The organism is Streptococcus entericus DSM 14446, from assembly GCF_000380025.1.
GTDB classification, from domain to species: Bacteria; Bacillota; Bacilli; order Lactobacillales; family Streptococcaceae; genus Streptococcus; species Streptococcus entericus.
Map to the genome: position 1 here is coordinate 1 of NZ_KB904165.1, position 20,793 is coordinate 20,793.

Below are 20,793 nucleotides of genomic sequence, written 5' to 3' on the forward strand. Positions count from 1 at the left end.
CTTGCTCAATACGTCCGATAGTCCCCGTTCCTGCCTCGTTCTTAGTCGCTGACATGATAACGATACGGTCTGCCAGAGTCATGGCCTCGGTCTGGTCGTGAGTCACGTAGATGGTTGTTGCTCCAATACGGCGGTGAATCTTAGCAATCTCCGCACGCATGGACACACGAAGTTTGGCATCCAAGTTTGANAGAGGCTCATCCATCAAGAATACTTTGGCATCACGGACAATCGCACGGCCCATCGCCACACGTTGGCGTTGACCACCAGAGAGGTCAGCTGGTTTACGTTGGAGGAAGTCAGTCAGAGCTAGAATCTCAGCTGCTTCACGCACTCGACGGTCGATATCAGCCTTGTCGTATTTGCGCAACTTGAGNCCGAAAGCCATGTTGTCATAGACCGTCATGTGTGGNTAAAGCGCATAGTTCTGGAAAACCATGGCGATGTCGCGGTCTTTTGGCTCAATGTCATTCATCAATTCGTCATCAATGTAGAACTCACCCTCAGTGATGTCCTCAAGTCCTGCAATCATGCGAAGAGTGGTCGACTTACCACAACCTGATGGTCCAACAAAGACGATGAACTCCTTGTCCTTGATGTCCAAATCAAAGTCCTCAACAGAGTAAAAGTCACTGTTTGGGTACTTCTTGTAAAGGCTGTTCAGTTTTAATGTTGTCATTAGAAACCTTCCTTTTTCTTATTTTAGTGCGGCGATAAAGCGCTCAGCTATTTCTTTTGGTCGAGTAATGGCACCGCCAACAACGATACCAGCAACACCTAGGTCTTTGACGGCTTTTGCTTCGTGAGGATAATGAATTTTACCTTCTGCGATAACATCTACCCCAGCTTCTGTCAACTGTTTCATCAACTCCAAATCCGGACCTGACTCTTGGCGGCTATAGGAGGTGTAGCCAGATAAGGTTGTTCCAACAAAGTCAACACCAGCTTCATAAGCCGCCATACCTTCATCATAGGTTGAAATATCTGCCATCAACAGTTGACTTGGATATTTAGCCTTAATCTGACCAATAAATTCGCTAATTGTCAATCCATCATAACGCTCACGTTTTGTGCAATCAAGGGCGATGACGGCAATACCTAGTTCGGCTAGCTCATCTACTTCTTTCATGGTTGCCGTGATAAAGGGTTCCTGTGGCGGATAGTCTCGCTTAATAATGCCAATAATCGGCAAGTCCGTTACCGCTTGAATTTCTTTGATATCACGGACGCTGTTAGCACGAATCCCAACAGCACCAGCTTGCTCAGCAGCCTTAGCGAGAAGCGGTATCACACCACCTGTTTCACTGTACAACGGCTCATGCGGTAAGGCTTGACAAGAAACGATGAGACCATCTTTGACTTGACCTAAAAATGCTTCTTTGGTCATTTGGCCCATAGACCTTGCCTCCTTTTCTAATCTATAACAACTTACGTTTACAAGTTTTATTATACATCATTCTCATTTTTTTGCAAGCGTTTTTTTAGTTTCGGTTTCATTTTCGCGCTTTTGTATCTGCTTTCATAACCTTAAAACTACTTTCAGCACTCTAAAAATAGAACCCATCATCAGATAAAATAGGCTTTACTGTAGAAAGCAGCATTAAACTCGAACTAATTGCTATGATTAATTTCTTACCAAATAAAAACTGATGATGACAAAAAACGCCCGATCTACGGACGTTTCTTGGTTAGGATAGGCTTCTCTGACTAGGAGCAACAGATTAGCTTTTAACTATTTGATTAACCTTATCTGCGTGAGACGTTAGATTTTTTTAAGCTAATGGTTGCTAGTCCAAGAGCCGCAAGAAGTGAAATAGTTCCCGCAACTGCAAGCCTTGAATCTTCTTCGCCAGTGTTTGGCAAAACGGCAGTTGCCTTGGCAACGTTCGCTACCTGATTTAGTGGTGCGCTGGCTGATGACCTCATAACATTTGTGATATTTCCAGAAATGCTCACTAGGCGTTCAGGTTCTAGATGGGTTGCCAGTAAAGTTGTTGCGGTAACCTGTTGTTGAGGAGGAACAGTCGCTACCGGTTTGTAGACAATCCCATATTCACTAAAGTGATTAGCGGTGAAGACGACATAGCGCTGACCGTCTTGTTCAATTTCAGTAAATGGCAGGACCTCACGCTCATTGCTATTTGGCAAATAAACAACGTGTGCAACAGATTTTCCGGCATCAATTGGAAGAGAGACAGTTGCTGGAAACTTCGGTTTGAGGATGTGACCATCTTTATCAAGCGTTTCGATATCGAAAAGGTCGTAGTCTTGACCGTTGAGGATGGTTGGGGTCGCTTGATCATCGGTTTCTTTATGGTGAACTTGCAAGCCAACAATTCTAGCATCCTCTCCATGCGCTAGTTTGATATGGACACCTGAACCTGTATCGTTTAACTCACGCGGAGCAGTCTGTTGAGGTTGTTTGTCCTTTTCATTTGCACTTGGTGAGGTGGGGTGAGGCTCCGATAGACGATCGTCGGTCTCTTGCGCTGGTTTTTCTGACGGCACATTATTTGTTTCTTCGCTCAACTCTTGACGTCGTGTTTGCTCTAGTTGGCTATGAAGTCTACTATTATCTTCAAAAAGTCTAGCTTTTTCGGTTACCAATGCCTGAACGGTTCTGTTGGCGCTATCGAGTTCAGCCTGTACTTGTTCTTTCAGAGCATTGGCTTGGGCAAGTTGAGCCGTGATAACTTCTTTGTCAGCTTGAACTGCTTGTAATTCGTTTGACAAACGCTTGTTTTCCGCACTGATCACGTCATTTTCAAATTTTACTCTGCTAAGCTCGCTAGCCAATTCAGTCTTCTCAGTTGTCAATGCCTGAATACTTCTGTTAGCGCTATCGAGCTCTGACTGCGCCTGCTCTTTCAAAGCGTTGGTTTGAGCAAGTTGAGCTGTGATAACTTCTTTGTCAGCTTGGACGGCTTGTAATTCGTTTGACAAACGCTTGTTTTCCGCACTGATAGTGTTATTTTCAAGTTTTACTCTGCTAAGTTCACCAGCCAATTCAGTCTTCTCATATGTCAATGCCTGAATACTTCTGTTGGCGGTATCGAGCTCTGACTGCGCCTGCTCTTTCAGAGCATTGGCTTGGGTAAGTTGAGCTGTAATAATTTCTTTGTCAGCTTGGACGGCTTGCAATTCATTTGCCAAGCGGACTTTTTCTTCGCTGATGTTGTCTTTTTCAAGGCTTACTCTGTTAAGCTCATTAGAAAGTTCAGTTTTCTCGGTTGTCAGGGTCTGAATGCTTCTGTTGGCGCTTTCAAGGTCAGACTCTGCTTGCTCCCTCAGGGCATTGGCTTGGGTAAGTTGAGTTGTGACAGTTTCTTTGTCAGCTTGGGCTGTTTTCAATTCGTTTGACAAACGCTCTTTTTCAGCACTGATGGTGTCATTTTCAAGTTTTACTCTGCTAAGTTCACCAGCCAATTCAGTCTTCTCAGTTGTCAATGCCTGAATGCGCCTGTTGGCGGTATCGAGCTCTGACTGCGCCTGTTCTTTCAGGGCGTTGGATTGAGCAAGTTGCGCTGTGACAGTATCTTTTTCAGCACTGATGGCATCTTTTTCAAGGCTTACTCTGTTAAGCTCATTAGAAAGTTCAGTTTTCTCGGTTGTCAGGGTCTGAACGGTTCTGTTGACGCTATCGAGTTCTGACTGCGCCTGCTCTTTCAGAGCATTGGCTTGGGTAAGTTGAGCTGTGACAGTTTCTTTGTCAGCTTGAACTGCTTGCAATTCGCTTGACAAACGTTCGTTGTCTGCACCAACGACATCTTTCTCAATTCTTACTCTGTTAAGCTCGCTAGCCAATTCAGTCTTCTCAGTTGTCAATGCCTGAATACTTCTGCTGGCGTTTTCAAGGTCAGACTCTGCTTGCTCTTTCAGGGTAGTAGCTTGAGCAAGTTGAGCCGTGATAACTTCTTTGTCAGCTTGAGCTGTTTGCAATTCGTTTGTCAAGCGCACGTTTTCGGCACTGATCGTGTCATTTTCAAGTTTTACTCTGCTAAGTTCACCAGCCAATTCAGTCTTCTCAGTTGTCAATGCCTGAATACTTTTGTTAGCGTTTTCAAAGCCAGACTCTACTTGCTCCTTCAGGGCGTTGGATTGAGCAAGTTGAGCTGTGATAGTATCTTTTTCAGCAATGATGGCATCTTTTTCAAGGCTTACTCTGCTAAGTTCTCTAGACAGTTCAGCTTTCTCAGTTGTCAGGGTCTGAATGCTTCTGTTGGCGTTCTCAAGGTCAGCCTGTACTTGTTCTTTCAGAGCATTGGCTTGGGCAAGTTGAGCCGTAATAACTTCTTTTTCAGCTTGAACTGCTTGCAATTCATCTGCCAAGCGGACTTTTTCTGCGCTAATGGCATCTTTTTCGAGGCTTAATCTGCTAAGCTCGCTAGCCAATTCAGCTTTCTCAGATGTCAATGCCTGAATGCTTCTGTTGGCGCTATCGAGTTCAGCCTGCGCCTGCTCTTTCAGAGCATTGGCTTGAGCAAGTTGCGCTGTGACAGTATCTTTTTCAGCACTGATGGCATCTTTTTCGAGGTTTACTCTGTTAAGCTCGCTAGCCAGTTCAGCTTGCTCGGTTGTCAAGGTCTGAATTGTTCTGTTAGCTGTATCAAGCTCTGACTGCGCCTGCTCTTTCAAAGCGTTGGATTGAGCAAGTTGAGCTGTGATAACTTCTTTGTCAGCTTGAACAGCTTGCAAGTTGCTTGACAAGCGCGCGTTTTCGGCACTGATGGTGTCTTTTTCGAGGCTTACTCTGTTAAGCTCATTAGACAGTTCAGTTTTCTCAGTTGTCAATGCCTGAATGCTTCTGTTGGCGCTATCGAGCTCTGACTGCGCCTGCTCTTTCAGGGCATTGGCTTGGGTAAGTTGAGCTGTGATAACTTCTTTGTCAGCTTGAGCTGTTTGCAATTCGCTTGACAAGCGCGCGTTTTCGGCACTGATCGTATCATTTTCAAGGCTTACTCTGCTAAGTTCACCAGCCAATTCAGTCTTCTCAGATGTCAATGCCTGAATACTTCTGTTGGCGGTATCGAGCTCTGACTGCGCCTGCTCTTTCAGAGCATTGGCTTGAGCAAGTTGAGCTGTGATAACTTCTTTGTCAGCTTGGACGGCTTGTAATTCACTTGACAAGCGTGCGTTTTCGGCAATGATAGTGTCATTTTTAAGTTTTACTCTGCTAAGCTCGCTAGCCAATTCAGTTTTCTCGGTTGTCAGGGTCTGAACGGTTCTGTTGACGCTATCGAGATCTGACTGCGCCTGCTCTTTCAGAGCATTGGCTTGGGTAAGTTGAGCTGTGACAGTTTCTTTGTCAGCTTGAACAGCTTGCAATTCGCTTGACAAGCGCGCGTTTTCGGCACTGATGGTGTCTTTTTCTTGTCGAAGCTGAGTTAGCTCTTCCTCAAGACTATGGATACGTGCTAAGAGATCCCCAGCCGTTTGCGGTTGCCGAACCAATCCTGAAACTGCCTGTCTCAACGGTTCGATATAGGCATCAACCTGTTCTTGCTCGGTAATCAGTTTGTTATAGTCAATCTGCTGCATCACACGGTCGAGATTGAGCACAGTGGTTAATGTGTAGTTCGTCAAGTCCTCTGGAACAGTTGACAATATACTTCTAATGGCGCTGTAATCGGCAGCCTTGTAGCTCAATCGCTCCAGATAACTTGTTAATTTGCTCTGCCAATCATTGACAAGTTCCTGCTCATGACGTTCCCGGTTGGGGCTGATTGCCGCAAGCAATGCTTGAAGTGGCTGAGCGACTTCTTCTTTATATAAAGACAGGTTAGAAGGAACTCGCTCGAGGACCTTGTTCAGCTCTGCATAATCTGCCAATAGATAGTCATCAGCTTTCAAGTGCCCCATAAGATTAAATTCAGCAAGAGCTGGACCAGCTGCATAAAAGGTACCTTTACCTGTAATGCCGTAATAATCTATTTTAGCGCTGCGAATCGCTCGTTTAACTGGGATAACAAAATCTTTTTCAGCAAGTGTCCCTGTGTGATTACGGTAGCGGTCATAGACCACTGTTTCTCGTCCATCAAGTTCGGTGACTTTGACATCAAACTTGAATGGCAGACCAGCTTTTTCAAAAGAAATCTTGAGATGATCAACGATATTTCCTTCAGGAGCGGTCAGCTCAACATGTGCTGGATAGGCAGCATTGCCCCAGTCTGTCGTCTTCCAGAAGGTAGCTGGATTGCCGTCTGTGATGAAGCTTAATGGATACGCCTGGTCTGTGTTTTGCTTGTTTGTTGTCGGCAAGGAGCCACTTGTCAAATCTTTTAGCTCATCTTGTTTTTGGTACCCCATGACCCTCAGCTCAGATAAGGCAGGACCAGATTGACTGTATTGTCCTTTGCCTGTAATGCCTAAAAATTCTACCGTAGCAGCTTTAATCTGGCGACCAACAAAGGCAGAGTAGGCTTTTTCAGCGAGGGTACCGTTGTGGTCACGGTATGTGTCATGAACAACGGTCTCACGACCGTCAAGCTCGGTGACTTTCAACACAAACTTAAAGGGACGACCAGCAGATTCAAACACCACATCAATCGTATCAACTAGGGCTGTTTCAGCTACTGGAACGGTAACTGTAGCTGGGTAAGCTCTTGTTCCCCAGTCAGTTGTTTTCCAGAGATTGCTCTCATTGCCATCGGTAATGTTGGTCAGCGGGAAACTATTGTCTGTATTGCCTTTATTGGTTGTTGGCGTTACCCCTTTGACAAGATTTACCCTTTCTTCACCAAGGGCATGACCGATAATCTCAATATCATTGAGACGTATAGGAGACGTCGTCTCTCGTGACGTCATTTTTAATCTAAACTTGCTGGCAATAGCTGTCGTCGTAAAGCTCTCGTTAGCATCCAGTTGGCGATTGTAGCGACGTTCCACTAATGTCCAATCGTTGAGGAAGGGATTGAACACTTCGACATCAATATCATATGGGAAGGTTGTGGCTAACTGCGGGAAGGCCAAGTTAATGCTATCCAGACGATAAGTGCCGTCTAAATCAACCTCTAACTGATGACGCCCGCCGCCTTTTGGTTGCCAAGTAAAGTCCGTTAAGCCATCGCTGAGCAGGCTTATTTTGCCTTCCGCTGTTTCAGAAGCCGTGACAAAGGTTTTACCTAGCACCAGATTACTTTTAGGAATAAGTTGTTCCCCTTGCCGTTTAATGGTGCTGTAAGAATGCTGGTTGAGCACTGTACGAGCTAAGCTACCGAGGCTTGTTGTATCTGGTTGAGTGACCAGATCGGCGGTGTCAGATTTGCGAGTTGTCCATCGTGATTCCCAACGGTACCAGTTGCTTTCAGCTTTGACATCCTCAGGTCGTTTGCTGGTGCCAGCTAACTCAGCCTGACGGTTGCGGATCCAGATTTCCCAGCGCTTTTTATAAAAGTCAGCCGTCAGTCCAGACCATTTCCGGTTAGAATAATCTTTTAATGAACCAGAGCGCTCTGTCCCCCATGTGGTGACAATCGTTCTGGCATTGGCTTCAAACAGGTCGCTCGTCCAGTCATCAGCATCAGGCAGCATCTTACGAGCCATCAAAATCCAATTATCCAGCATAAATTTTTGCGTTGTTGCAGCCAATTGGTCTGTCAAATCAATGGTTTTCAGAAATTCGCCAGCATAATGGTTGAATTTATTGAGGTTTCGCTCCTGTTTAGCCGCAATCATGCGGTCGTAGTATTCTTTAGCCCCATTGCTTAAAACTTGATTGGCTAATTCAGCGACATCATAGCGATAAGCAGCTGAATCTTTGAAGGTGTCGTAGCCTGATAGCATCAACTTCAGGGCTTGGTCGAGCTTTTCACGGTCGTAGTAAATGCTACTATGTCCCCAAGTGGACGCAGCTTTGAAGTTTTCCGTTGGTCGGGCATTGATAACGGACTCCGGTGCACCTTGATAATATTGTCCCTTATCGCGATAAGAGGTCTCTAACAAGAGTTTCCACGCTTCTTTAATCGGTGCATAGTCGCTACCGATACGGCGCTCGGCGTATTTATCCAGCCATTGGTTGATGTCAATCGGTCCATCTGCCCAGTTAGTGTCAAAGAGCAAGCCATAAACAACAGGACTGTTTTCCAATGCTTCAGCTGTCAGACCGATACCCACCATGTGCTTGCGTTGCTTGAGCATTTTTAGGGGATCAACAGCAACTTTAGTGAGGTTCCCATCAGAGCCCATGCGTCCACCGAAGTTATGGAGAACGTTGTAAATCCAAGGCGTGCCATTATTCTCAAAAAGCCCATGCTCGTGCCGCATATCGGTCTGCAAGTCAAGAGCCAAAAGTTTAGACTTGTCCAAATCCAGCATTTGTGGCGCTTTTAGATTACCTTGCCACTGTTGCATAACCCAAATGGCTTGTGGGTCGTGTTCTAGCATTTTTTGCTGCACAGAGCGGTAAATCTGACGGACATCTAAGCCACCTGTATTGCCCCCTTCGTGGAATGGGTCAGTAGAATAATAATGTGACACTGATCCGAAAACATTGCGTTGCTTGGCATAGAAAACATCAGCTACCCGAGAGAAGAAATCCTCCTTACCTGCCTGGCGCTCCTCTTGCGTCAGATAGGTCTTGATAATTGATGGCCGAATAAAGTTCGGCCAGTGGTCTTTCGGTGTCAGGACAGCACCAGGATTTTTCTGAGCAAAGGTTTCAGGCACTTGACCAGCAAAGCCTTGAATAACAGGTTTGATGCCAAACGTCTGCATGCGGTCATGAATCCGACGCCCCAACTCCACCCTTTGGGCAAACCAGTTATCAGGCAGAGGCCCTCCGATGCTATAAAGGTTTTGCATGTAGAACCACGCATAGTAGGCAGGTCCTGGAATGTAATCCTTAATCTCTTGGTCAGTATAATTAAATTCCCTCAGGGTCTGGCGGAGAACTTCCTCTTGCCCAACGATGTCTAGCATGAGGTTAATGCCGTTCATGGCTGACCAGTCGAGGAACTTCTCGTACTCGTCCCAGTTCCAAAAGGCCATGGTGTAGGAGTAGGTCGTGTAGTTCAAGGCGTAACGGTGGTCAAAGTTAGCCTGCTTAATCACCGGACCTTCTACTGGTGTGACCTCGGAAAAAGCGGTGTTGGAGGCGAAAACAGGGTCATAATCAACCTTGGCATAGTTTTTCAGGTAATAATTAAAACCTGATGCAAAGGCGATCCCGTTGTTGGCCTTGATGACAATACCGCCGTCTGAGCGGTTATCAATTTCAAAAGTATCCTTATCATTGATGGCTTCTTTGAACTCAAAAGTGAACTTGTCCTGCCATTCTTGACCGATAACTCGCCCAACCAGCTCTCCCATTTGTTTGATGACCGTATCTTTGGCATAGGTCTTATCTTCTTCAAACCGATCCCATTTCTCTTTCCACTCGCTCTTTTCCCAATCAGTGACAGTGATCGGTTCTTTTGCTGGAATATGGTCAGAAACCTTGTGACCACGGATATCAAGCTCAGCTAAATTGGTGACAAAATGCTCAGAATTATAAGCCATATTGACACGGATGTAAGCTGCACGCGTGTTTTCAAGGGCATAGGTCTCACCCTGAGCTGTCGCAGGAGTTTCGTCTACTTTAGCAGCGATGCGCTTGTAGTCTTTGCCATCTTCGGAGGCGTAAAGGTAATAATTGCTGAATGAATTGTCAACTTTTGTTTTAACAGTAATCTTGGTCAGGTCGTATGTGCCGTCCAAGGTTAAATCCAAAACGCGATTATGGTCATACATGCCCTCATAGCTGTTTGGTTGACTGGGGACAGACTCCCAGACCGTACCGGGGTTCCCGTCAAGAACTGCTTCAGGGCTGGTGTTATTACCAGATTTAGCGCTGATATTGGTGACGCCGACGGTAACTTCTGGACTGCTGGTTGGCTCAGCTGCTCGATCCATTACTATCGTCGGCTGACTGCTAGCATTATCAGTCTGATTCGTCGGTTGAGCGGTTTCTTCTGCTTGCTCCAAAGCCTCTTTAGGGCTTGTAACAGGAACATTCTCGATAGCTTGAGCGACCTCCTTGACGATAGGTGTCACTTCTGGTTTAAGCTCTTCTGTCTCTGCCGCAGCGACCTGCGTACTGGTTAGGAAACTTAATCCGATAATGGCAGAGCAGACACCGACGGAAAATTTCCTAATGCTATAGCGGTTCTGTTTGTCAGGTAAAAACATGGCTAACTCCTTTTGGTTGCGTTTTCAATATATTTATAGTATAGCTCAACGACTACAGAAAATCAACACTTATTAAGTAAAATTTAGTAAAAAGATGTTAAATTTACCATTGTTAGTTCAGTGTGAGTTAGCTATAAGGGACCTGTGGTTCTAACTGTCATAGAGGCTTGGTTGAGTAGCAAACTTTTTGATGAAAATATAAAAAACTCCCAGAAACTGAGAGTTTAGATGCCTTAGCCATCTTATTTTCCAGCAGGCGCCATAGCATTTTGAATATTATATTTGCGTTTGAGGTAATAGCGTGCGCCAAAACCGATAGCAGCAAGAACGAGCAAGACAGGCAGAGGAAGGGTAATGTTGATGCTATCTGGCAATAGTGCTGTCGCCGAGCTGATGGTAATCCAAAGTGCCATCGAGGCAACTAAAATCAACAGGCTCTTGAACATCGGCGGACGTTGGCTACGGTCGAGCCCCATGTAACGGTAGATGAAGTGGTAGTTGAGGTACATCGCAACCCCACCCAGCATCGCAAGAACCAGCAGAGACACTAGTTTGGTCGGTGGAGCTTCCTTGCTAAACAGCGTAGTCGCCGCATTCAGAAGAGAGATAACGGCGATCAAAAGCAAGGTCATGTCAAGCCACATGAGATAAGGATTGGTATTTTTTTCAGCGATGGCTGACTGGCTTGTTTCTGGCTGACTAAAGCCAGCTGCCCAAACCGTCGGAGCTCCCAGCAGATGACGAGCGGTCTCGCCTGTCTGTTGCGCCTCAATAATCGTTGGCAAAGTATCTTCCAGAATCGCTTTAATCTCATCGTCTGACTTACCATCTTTAATCAATTGCTTAGTAGCGATGTGAATGAATTCCTGATTTTTCTTAGTGAGTTGTTCGAGTTGTGACATGATTGTCCTTTCTAAGGAACTAATTTTTTGGATTGAAGGGGCTAATCACCCTAGTGCTAGAAACATTGCAAGAATACCTGGGGATTGATGACATTTTAGCCCGTAACAGAAGTCATCTATCTAAAGAGACAGTCATAAGGCAGTGACAATGGTCAGAGACTATCTACAGGCTATCAATTTTCCCTTAGAACCAACGCTTGTAAATAAAGTAAATAATAAAAGGAATGGTTGCGACAAAGGATAAAATGATAACGATGGCAAATGACCATGGATGACCACTTAAGGGAATAGAAGATTCTAAAACATTCATCCCATAGGCAGAGAAAACCATGGTTGGTATCTCAAGCAAAATAGTGAAGAGTGCCAGAGCCTTCATAATGACATTCTGGTTATTAGCGATAATGGAGGCAAAGGCGTCGGACATGCCTGTTAAAATATTGCCATAGATGTTGGCCATCTCAAGCGCCTGCTGGGTGTCAATCAAAGTGTCTTCAAGCAAGTCTTCATCTTCTTCATACTTTTTCAAGATGCGTGAAGAAGTGATTAGCTTTTTGACCACTCGTTCGTTAGTCTTGAGTGAGGCCTGGAAGTAGACAAGGGTCTTGCCTAACTCCATGAGTTCGATAAGCTCTTCGTTTCTGGTGGATTCGTGCAGACGCTTTTCAACCATTTCACTTTTACGTTCAATCTGACGAAGGGCAGTGAGGTACATGCCAGCGTTGCGGTAGAGAATTTGAAAGACAAAGCGAGACCGCATAAATGTGAAGAAGTTACGTTGTTTCTTAGAACGAAAAGATTCCAATAATTGTAAATCCTGCAAGCTAGTTGTGATAATCGCATTATCTACTAAAATAATCCCCAGCGGAATAGTCACATAGTAGGTTTTGTTGTTGCGTTCTTCGAGAATCGGGACGTCTACAATAATCAGTTTGTAATGGTCTTCGACAGTTACACGGGAAGTTTCTTCTGCATCGAGCGGCGCTCGTAAATCAGCGATGTCGAGATTATAGTATTCCGCAACTTCCATCGACTCGCTCTGGGAGGGGTTGACCAAGTTTATCCACACTCCTGCTTGGTAGGATTCTATTTCTTCTAAATGCGTCTCAGTAGAAAGAAAAATTTGTTTCATCTTTATCCCCCCTTTTCCTAATTGTATTAACAAGTGTTCCTTTCATTATACCAAAAACAGAGGTAAAGGAAAAGTTTTTTTTGAAAATGTGTTATAATAGGAGGCAATTGACTAAAGGAAACTAACTATGCAAGAGAAACTCATTGTTCGTGGGGCGCGTGCCCACAATTTGAAAGACATCACGGTGGAGATCCCCCGTGACAAACTGGTCGTGGTGACTGGTCTCTCCGGGTCTGGCAAGTCCAGTCTGGCCTTTGATACCATCTATGCCGAAGGGCAACGCCGTTATGTGGAGAGCCTGTCCGCCTACGCCAGACAGTTTTTGGGCAACATGGAAAAGCCTGATGTGGATAGCATCGAGGGGCTCAGCCCTGCCATTTCCATTGACCAAAAAACGACTAGTAAGAACCCACGCTCAACCGTAGGGACAGCGACGGAAATCAATGATTATCTGCGCCTGCTCTACGCACGGGTCGGCAAGCCCTACTGCGTCAATGGGCACGGCGAGATTGCGGCCAGTTCAGTAGAGCAAATCGTGGATAAGGTTCTAGAGTTACCCGAACGGACACGGATGCAGATTCTAGCCCCTGTCGTTCGGCGCAAGAAAGGCCAACACAAACCCTTGTTTGAAAAGATTGCTAAGGATGGCTATGTGCGGGTGCGGGTCAATGGTGAGGTGCATGATGTGACTGAGGTGCCAGAATTGTCCAAGAGCAAGCTCCACAATATCGACGTCGTGGTTGACCGTCTGGTCAATAAGGACGGCATTCGGTCGAGGCTCTTTGATTCCATCGAGGCAGCCTTGCGACTGGCAGATGGCTACGTCATTATCGACACCATGGACGGCAACGAACTGCTCTTTTCTGAGCACTATGCTTGCCCTGTCTGCGAGTTTACCGTTCCTGAGCTGGAGCCACGGCTCTTCTCCTTCAACGCACCATTTGGTTCTTGTGCGACCTGCGATGGTCTAGGGATGCGGCTTGAGGTGGACTTGGACTTGGTCATTCCTGACCCTAGTCTGACCCTCCGTGAAGGAGCCCTTGCACCTTGGAATCCCATTTCCTCTAACTATTATCCTCAAATGCTGGAGCAGGCCATGAGCCAGTTGGGTGTTGATATGGACACGCCTTGGGCTGACCTGTCTGACACTGACAAGGAGTTGGTGCTCTACGGATCTGGGGAGCAGGAGTTCCACTTCCACTACGAAAATGAGTTTGGTGGTACTCGTGACATTGACCTGCCCTTTGAGGGCGTTGCGGTCAACATCAACCGCCGCTACCACGAGAGCACCAGCGACTACACCCGAAATGTCATGCGCTCCTATATGAACGAGCTGACCTGTGCGACCTGCCACGGCTATCGCCTCAATAGCCAAGCTCTGTCTGTTCGGGTCGGTGGTGAGCAGGGACTCCATCTGGGGCAGTTGTCCGACCTGTCCATCGAAAAGCACCTGGCGGTACTCAACGAGCTCGAACTAGGCGACAATGATGCCATCATTGCTAGACCCATCATCAAGGAAATCCATGACCGCCTGACCTTCCTCAACAACGTCGGGCTCAACTACCTAACCCTGTCTCGCTCCGCAGGCACCCTGTCAGGAGGCGAGAGTCAGCGGATTCGCCTAGCGACCCAAATCGGCTCCAACCTGTCGGGCGTCCTTTATGTGCTGGATGAGCCTTCTATCGGTCTCCATCAGCGAGACAACGACCGTCTGATTGACAGCTTGAAAAAGATGCGTGACCTGGGCAATACCCTGATTGTCGTGGAACACGACGAGGATACCATGATGGCGGCAGACTGGCTCATTGATGTGGGACCTGGTGCTGGTCAGTTCGGTGGCGAAATTGTCGCCTCTGGCACACCCAAACAAGTCGCCAAGGATAAGCAGTCCATCACAGGCGCCTACTTGTCTGGCAAGAAGAACATTCCTGTCCCAACTGAGCGACGAGCAGGCAACGGTCGCTTTATCGAGGTCATTGGCGCTACCGAGAACAATCTCAAAAACGTCTCTGCCAAGTTCCCGCTGGGTAAATTCATCGCCGTGACTGGGGTCTCAGGCTCTGGCAAATCAACCCTGATCAACAGCATCCTCAAAAAAGCCATCGCCCAAAAACTTTACAAAAACAGCGACAAACCTGGCAAGCATAAAGCAATCACTGGCATCGAACACATCGAGCGTTTGATTGACATTGACCAGAGCCCGATTGGGCGGACACCGCGGTCAAACCCTGCGACCTATACCGGGGTCTTCGATGACATTCGTGACCTCTTTGCCCAGACCAACGAAGCTAAAATCCGTGGCTACAAAAAAGGGCGTTTCTCCTTTAATGTCAAAGGGGGACGTTGTGAAGCCTGCTCAGGCGATGGGATTATCAAGATTGAGATGCATTTCCTACCAGATGTTTATGTGCCCTGTGAGGTCTGCCACGGTCGCCGCTACAATAGTGAGACGCTAGAGGTCCGTTACAAGGACAAAAACATCGCTGAAATTCTCGATATGACGGTCAACGATGCCTTGGAGTTCTTTGCTGCTATTCCCAAAATCGCTCGGAAAATCCAAACCATCAAGGATGTCGGTCTGGGCTATGTCACTCTGGGACAGCCAGCCACCACCCTATCAGGTGGTGAAGCCCAGCGGATGAAACTGGCTAGCGAGCTCCACAAGCGCTCCACAGGCAAGTCCTTCTATATTTTGGACGAGCCGACCACAGGCCTCCACACCGACGACATCGCTCGTCTCCTCAAGGTCTTGGAACGCTTCGTCGACGATGGTAATACGGTACTGGTTATCGAGCATAATCTAGATGTCATCAAGACCGCTGACCACATCATCGACCTCGGTCCGGAAGGTGGTGACGGTGGTGGGCAAATCATTGCCACTGGCACACCAGAAACCGTTGCGGCGGTGGAAGCCAGCTACACAGGCCAGTATCTCAGGGAGAAACTCTAATGGAACTCCTATTGCTGGATTAGGTTAACTTGCCACTCTACTACAAGCCAGGTAACGGCACATAGACCTACTATCTTGCAATCCCCTTGACCAAGCAACCGACCTTTGGCCGAGGCAAGGTTAAGGTCTATGGTTCGCTAGACGGCATCGAGCTACCCGAACGCTTCTTAGCTCCAAGAAAAGAGAATTTCCCTATCATTTCCATCAACAAGACCTTGCGTGAGGCGCTTCAAAAGACAGATGGTGATATGATTACCGTTACACTTTATATGATGGAAGATTAGAAGTCTACACAATCTGTCAGTCATTAAGTGAACTGATAACTACTGAAAAAATTGTGACAACAAAATCATAACCACTCGTCTAAAGAGGGGTTATGATTTTTATTATCTACTAAAAATCCCCGTTCTCAATGTGGCAACACGACACACTTCCAAATAATCAATCATCCTGCTGAAGACGTTTTATGTTATAATAGTCCCATGATAAGCTTACATGACAAGCTGGCTGTGCTCCCAGGCATCGGGCCTAAGTCAGCGGAAAAATTTGCCCAGCTGGGTCTAGTCACTATCGAGGACCTGCTGGTTCACTACCCCTTTCGCTACGAGGATTTCAGTAGTCGTCAGGTCCTGGACTTGCTCGACGGCGAAAAGGCTGTGGTAGCAGGCGAGGTCGCCACACCTGCCCATGTCCAGTATTATGGGTTTAAGAAAAATAGGCTGAGCTTCAAATTGCGTCAGGGTGATGTGGTTGTTGGGGTCAGCTTTTTTAACCAACCTTACTTGCAGGAAAAGATTCAGGTCGGGCAGCAGGTCGCTATCTTTGGGAAATGGGATACCGCTAAAGGGCACTTGACCGGCATGAAGGTGCTGGCACAGTTAAATGAGGACCTGCAACCAGTCTATCACACGACCCAAGGCGTCACCCAAACTAATCTGGTCAAGGCCATCACAACTGCCATTGATTTGGGGTATCTGACGCTCTTACAAGAAAACCTCCCCCAGTACCTACTAGATAAATATCGCCTGCTCAGTCGACAAGAGGCCTGTTATGCCATGCATTTTCCAACTGATCTGGCCCATTATAAGCAGGCCTTACGACGGGTCAAGTTCGAGGAACTCCTCTATTTTCAGCTGGACTTGCAAGTTTTGAAGCATGAGAACAAACAGGAAACCAGTGGCCTAGCCTTGGCCTATGATAAAAAGCGGCTGGACAAACAGATGGCAGCTCTGCCATTTGCCCTAACGCCAGCCCAAGAAAGGAGCTTAACAGAAATTTTGGCGGATATGGCATCAGGCAGGCACATGAACCGCCTCTTGCAGGGGGATGTGGGGAGCGGTAAGACCGTGGTGGCAGCGCTAGCCATGTATGCCGCACTGACGGCGGGCTACCAGTCAGCGCTGATGGTGCCGACAGAGATTTTGGCGGAGCAACATGTGGCAAGTCTGCGCCAGCTCTTGCCACATGTCTCAATCGCTCTCTTGACCTCGGGAATGAAGGCTGCTGCTAAGCGTGCGACCCTAGCTGCCATTGCTGACGGAAGTGTCGATATGGTCGTTGGCACCCACGCTCTGATTCAGGAGGGCGTGACTTACCACAAGCTGGGACTGGTCATTACCGATGAGCAGCATCGCTTTGGGGTTAAGCAACGGCGGATTTTTCGTGAAAAGGGGGATAATCCCGATGTCCTCATGATGACGGCAACGCCCATTCCAAGGACCTTAGCCATTACAGCCTTTGGGGATATGGATGTGTCCATCATCGACCAGCTACCTGCTGGGCGCAAACCCATCATCACCCGCTGGGTCAAACACAGCCAGTTGGATCAGGTCTTGGCGTGGCTTAAGGATGAACTGTTAAAGGGAGCTCAGGCCTATGTGATTTCTCCTTTGATTGAGGAGAGTGAGAGCTTGGATTTGAAAAATGCCATCGCTCTCCACGAGGAACTATCTGCCTATTTTGCTGATGTGACCGCGGTTGGGCTACTCCACGGTCGCCTGAAAAATGAAGAAAAAGATGCCATCATGCAGGACTTCAAATCTCAGAAGACATCGCTGTTAGTATCGACAACAGTCATCGAGGTTGGGGTCAATGTTCCTAATGCCACGGTCATGCTGATTATGGATGCTGACCGTTTCGGACTCAGCCAGCTTCATCAGCTCCGCGGTCGAGTTGGTCGTGGAAACAAGCAGTCTTATGCCATTTTAGTCGCTAATCCAAAGACTGATTCAGGTAAGGAACGCATGACCATTATGACCGAGACCACAGACGGCTTTGTGCTGGCAGAGGCCGACCTCAAGATGCGAGGGTCTGGCGAGATTTTTGGCACCCGTCAATCAGGTCTTCCTGAGTTTAAGGTAGCTGATTTGGTTGAGGATTACCCCATCTTAGAAGAAGCCAGAAAGGTAGCCAGTCAGATAGTGTCTAACCCAGACTGGAAAACTCAACCAGAAAATGCTGTTCTCCTCCCTTACCTCAATAAAAAAGAGCATTTTGATTGATGAAAAATGACTCATCGAAAGAGATGGCGCTTCCCTTAAGGCACACCTTATATTTTTTAAGAGGAAATCTACAGGGATAATGACTTTGACTGCAGTGACAGAGAGTTCAACAGTAAAAAAGCGCTAGAACTGCAGCAACAGGTCTAGCACTGACAACTAAGTGTTTATGTTTGAGGCTGGAACTCCATCAGTAATCCATTAGAATTGCGATTTCCCCTCACCTCCCTACTTTTAGGGCTCGTACTGAAATAGTCCATTGGACCGTTTTAATCCAGATCTGTATGACTTCAACAGTCAGCGGAGTGGCTGTTGAAGGGCGAGCCTTGAAATACAACAGCGAGCAACAGTTAGGAAGTGGCGATTTGAGGTTTGAAATTTGGGAAACATTGCTTTTCTCATTCGTTAGGTCTGTTCAGCTGAATAAAATGTTAAAGAGTAGAGGCAGGGACAAAAGTCCCAGCCTCTTTTTTCATCGTCGTGTAATCAGTCATCTACTCCAGAAGGACATTTTTACTGACGCATCAAGTAACCGAGATAAGACAAATTGAAGCACCCGAGTGCTAATTTGTCTCTTAAACGTTTTACTTTCAAACACTTCCCCCAGTTAGGAGAGTAATCGGCAAGATATACTCACGATTAGTTTGTTGCTTATCGATTTTTTTCATGAGGACATCAACCAAAAGCTCTGCTATTTCCCGCAGGGGTTGCTTAATGGTCGTCAACTCGGGATGATAGGTCTCGATAAAGTGCGTGCCGTCATAGCCGATGATTTTCAGCTGCTCAGGAATCTGTAAGCCCAGCTGGCGAGCAGTGCTCATGGTCAAAAGTGCTGTCAGGTCATCAGAAACAAAGACCCCATCTGGCTGGTGCTGTGTCAAGCAAGACTTGATTTCCATGGTTTTACGAATGGGAGAAAAGTCTGTCGGGATATTGACGACAGGAGCTTGAGGCAAAATAGACTGAAAGCCTTGACGCCGTAGGCCTGTTGGTGAGTCCGAATTATCATTACCAGCAATCATCATGATGCGTTGACAGCCAGAGCGGTGCAAGGTCATAGCAGCCGTAATCCCGCCAGCAAAGTTATCCGATGAAATCACCGTAATATCAGGAGCTAGGTTACGGTCGAATGAAACGATAGGAGCTTCCACTCGCTGGTAGTCGTCAATTCCCAAGTTATGGCTAGATGAGATGATGCCGTCGACTTGGTTGGCTGCCAGCATCTCTAGGTACTCTCGTTCCTTGTCAGGGTCATTTTGGCTGTTGCAGATGATGACCTTGTAGCCTTTTTTGAAGAGTTCAATCTCGAGGTATTCAATCAGTTCGGCGTAAAAGACGTTGGAAATCTTGGGGAAAATCAGACCGATGAGCTTGGCTGATTTGCCCTGCAAGCTCCGTGCCAGATTGTTAGGCTTGTAGCCCAGTTCTTTCATGGCTTCCTGAACCTTTTGAATCGTCTTCTCAGACAGGTAGCCTTTTTTATTGATGACCCGAGAGACGGTGGTCGGACTGACCCCAGCCAGTTCCGCCACGTCGGTAAGTTTTGCAACCATTATTTCGCTAATTCAAAGTAGCTACCAGTCACCTGCCCAGACAAAAGCGCAATGCCGGTCTGCTCAGCCGTTGGAAAGACCCGACTGGTAAAGACTTTTTCTCCTTTATTGATAAAAATTTCCACGATGGACTTGTCCACAAAGACATTGAGCATCACCGCACCAGTAGCCACTTGGCAGCTCCTCGTTGTGCCGAAGTCAGTCGCAAAGGGTACCCCCACCTGACTGCGATCCAGTTCTATAATACCATTTTCCGTGTCCACTGTCAGGCGCAAACCATTCCCTTCACGATCAGCAAAGAGTATCAGCTCGCTGACTTGCCCAGGAGCGCAGCTAAGCTCCAGTTCGTAGCTGTTTTTGGTCAATGGCAGAGCAGTGAACGCCTGCTCAGATGTTCTTAAGCTAGTGATGGCTGGGACAGGGTACTGGTAGAGCTTGCCGTCTTTGATGGACAACTCCTTAACCAAACTCATGGCACCCTGATAGCCATACTCGTCAGTTGGGTAGTCCACATCAGGCAGACCAATCCAGCTGACAATCAGCGCCCGCCCGTCAGGCGTGTTAAACCCTTGAGTGGCATAGCACTCAAAGCCCTCATCAAGATTGATAATAGCGCTTGGATTGGTCAGACGGGCTGCTTCAGCATCAAAAGTCTGACCGATGACATAGGTGTTAGGGTAGATGTTTTGGTAGTCCAGCTCTGCCTTGTCCAGACCTTGCGGGCTGTAGAGGAGAACAGGCTGTCCGTCCACAAAGACCAGATTAGGGCACTCAATCATGTACTCACTCCCTCTTCCACCGAAGTCGAGGTTGCCCACTTCAGACCATTTGGTTACGTCACGATCTTCAGCCTTGTAGAGCTTGATAAAACCTTGTTTGTCATGGTTTTGAGCGCCGACGATAGCATAAAATTCATTCTCGTATTCAAAAATCTGTGGATCACGAAAATGCTCAGTCGCATCACTAGCTGGCGCAATCAGCACCTCGGCAATTTTCTCGATTTGTCCTGTCTTGTCCATCCAAGCGCCGACCTGCAAGGGTGTCCGCACCCAATTCTCATCGCGGACATTGCCCGTATAGAAGATAAAGAGTTTCCCATCTATCTCATAGGCTGAACCTGAATAAGCGCCGTGGCTGTCCAGTGGCGTGTCTGGGTAGATGACTGTGCCGGTCTCCGTGAAGCGAACCAAATCTTCGCTCTCCGTATGCACCCAGGACTTGAGCCCATGAGCAGGACCGTAGGGCCAGCTCTGGTAAAAGAGGGTAAACTTCCCATTAAAGTAAGAAAAACCGTTGGGGTCGTTGAGCATACCTGATGTGGGCTCGATATGGTAACCTGCTCGCCATGGGGAACTGGCTGTCTTGTCTTGAATATCAGTCAGTTCTTTTTCTGTCCAATCCTCGTAGCGCTTATAGCGTATCTCTGTTGGTAAATTCATGTTCAAACCTTTCTAGTCAGTTATCGTCACTATATATAGTAAACGTTTGCGACTGAAAAATCAAGGATTTTTAATAAAAATAAAAAATTTCTGCAAAACGCTTGACATATTTTAGAAAGGTGATAAAATAAAAGGGTAACGAAAACCAAAAACGTTTT

Annotated in this window: 10 protein-coding genes; 3 read left to right on the forward strand and 7 right to left on the reverse strand. The window is 47.0% G+C overall.

From position 1 onward, the window contains the following. The 5 genes from A3GW_RS0104750 to A3GW_RS0104775 form a co-directional block, all read right to left on the reverse strand. On the reverse strand, positions 1 to 679 hold a 679-nt coding region (locus tag A3GW_RS0104750; RefSeq protein ID WP_018368158.1), incomplete at its 3' end, for an ABC transporter ATP-binding protein. Positions 680 to 697: 18 nt separating this feature from the next. Then, the gene (locus tag A3GW_RS0104755) at positions 698 to 1,396 is read right to left on the reverse strand and encodes an N-acetylmannosamine-6-phosphate 2-epimerase (protein ID WP_018368159.1); all 699 of its coding nucleotides are present in this window, start codon (positions 1,394 to 1,396) and stop codon (positions 698 to 700) included. 350 nt (positions 1,397 to 1,746) lie between these two features. Next, positions 1,747 to 10,164, reverse strand: a complete 8,418-nt coding sequence (locus tag A3GW_RS11230; RefSeq protein ID WP_018368160.1) for an alpha-N-acetylglucosaminidase TIM-barrel domain-containing protein — start codon at positions 10,162 to 10,164, stop codon at positions 1,747 to 1,749. 242 nt (positions 10,165 to 10,406) lie between these two features. Beyond that, a complete protein-coding gene (locus A3GW_RS0104770; protein ID WP_018368161.1) occupies positions 10,407 to 11,066 on the reverse strand; it encodes a DUF1129 domain-containing protein in 660 nt (219 codons plus the stop codon). 184 nt (positions 11,067 to 11,250) lie between these two features. Then, positions 11,251 to 12,195, reverse strand: a complete 945-nt coding sequence (locus tag A3GW_RS0104775) for a magnesium transporter CorA family protein (RefSeq protein ID WP_018368162.1) — start codon at positions 12,193 to 12,195, stop codon at positions 11,251 to 11,253. A 127-nt stretch (positions 12,196 to 12,322) separates the two neighbouring features. Here A3GW_RS0104775 and uvrA point away from each other — a divergent pair, with 127 nt between their 5' ends. The 3 genes from uvrA to recG all read left to right on the forward strand — a co-directional run bounded on the left by uvrA (position 12,323) and on the right by recG (position 17,646). Next, positions 12,323 to 15,145 carry an excinuclease ABC subunit UvrA gene (gene uvrA / locus A3GW_RS0104780; RefSeq protein WP_018368163.1) on the forward strand — a complete coding sequence of 941 codons (2,823 nt, stop codon included), beginning with the start codon at positions 12,323 to 12,325 and terminating at the stop codon, positions 15,143 to 15,145. 80 nt (positions 15,146 to 15,225) lie between these two features. Next, a complete protein-coding gene (locus tag A3GW_RS10845; protein WP_083907115.1) occupies positions 15,226 to 15,429 on the forward strand; it encodes a DUF1905 domain-containing protein in 204 nt (67 codons plus the stop codon). Between the two features lie 198 nt (positions 15,430 to 15,627). Then, on the forward strand, positions 15,628 to 17,646 hold the full coding sequence (gene recG / locus A3GW_RS0104790; protein WP_018368165.1) for an ATP-dependent DNA helicase RecG: 2,019 nt from the start codon (positions 15,628 to 15,630) through the stop codon (positions 17,644 to 17,646). Between the two features lie 587 nt (positions 17,647 to 18,233). Here the strand turns inward: recG and A3GW_RS0104795 are convergent. Continuing rightward, positions 18,234 to 19,196 (reverse strand): LacI family DNA-binding transcriptional regulator, encoded by a 963-nt coding sequence (locus tag A3GW_RS0104795; RefSeq protein ID WP_018368166.1) that lies wholly within the window; start codon positions 19,194 to 19,196, stop codon positions 18,234 to 18,236. Beyond that, positions 19,196 to 20,635 (reverse strand): sucrose-6-phosphate hydrolase, encoded by a 1,440-nt coding sequence (locus A3GW_RS0104800; RefSeq protein WP_018368167.1) that lies wholly within the window; start codon positions 20,633 to 20,635, stop codon positions 19,196 to 19,198. Before A3GW_RS0104800 ends, A3GW_RS0104795 begins: the two co-directional genes overlap by 1 nt. Between the last annotated feature and the right edge of the window lie 158 nt (positions 20,636 to 20,793).

What these genes read in the sequence shown, in the direction of transcription:
- A3GW_RS0104755 (WP_018368159.1), bottom strand. Translation starts at nt 1,396, where the DNA reads ATGGGCCAAATGACCAAAGAAGCATTTTTAGGTCAAGTCAAAGATGGT.
- A3GW_RS11230 (WP_018368160.1), bottom strand. Translation starts at nt 10,164, where the DNA reads ATGTTTTTACCTGACAAACAGAACCGCTATAGCATTAGGAAATTTTCC.
- A3GW_RS0104770 (WP_018368161.1), bottom strand. Translation starts at nt 11,066, where the DNA reads ATGTCACAACTCGAACAACTCACTAAGAAAAATCAGGAATTCATTCAC.
- A3GW_RS0104775 (WP_018368162.1), bottom strand. Translation starts at nt 12,195, where the DNA reads ATGAAACAAATTTTTCTTTCTACTGAGACGCATTTAGAAGAAATAGAA.
- uvrA (WP_018368163.1), top strand. Translation starts at nt 12,323, where the DNA reads ATGCAAGAGAAACTCATTGTTCGTGGGGCGCGTGCCCACAATTTGAAA.
- recG (WP_018368165.1), top strand. Translation starts at nt 15,628, where the DNA reads ATGATAAGCTTACATGACAAGCTGGCTGTGCTCCCAGGCATCGGGCCT.
- A3GW_RS0104795 (WP_018368166.1), bottom strand. Translation starts at nt 19,196, where the DNA reads ATGGTTGCAAAACTTACCGACGTGGCGGAACTGGCTGGGGTCAGTCCG.
- A3GW_RS0104800 (WP_018368167.1), bottom strand. Translation starts at nt 20,635, where the DNA reads ATGAATTTACCAACAGAGATACGCTATAAGCGCTACGAGGATTGGACA.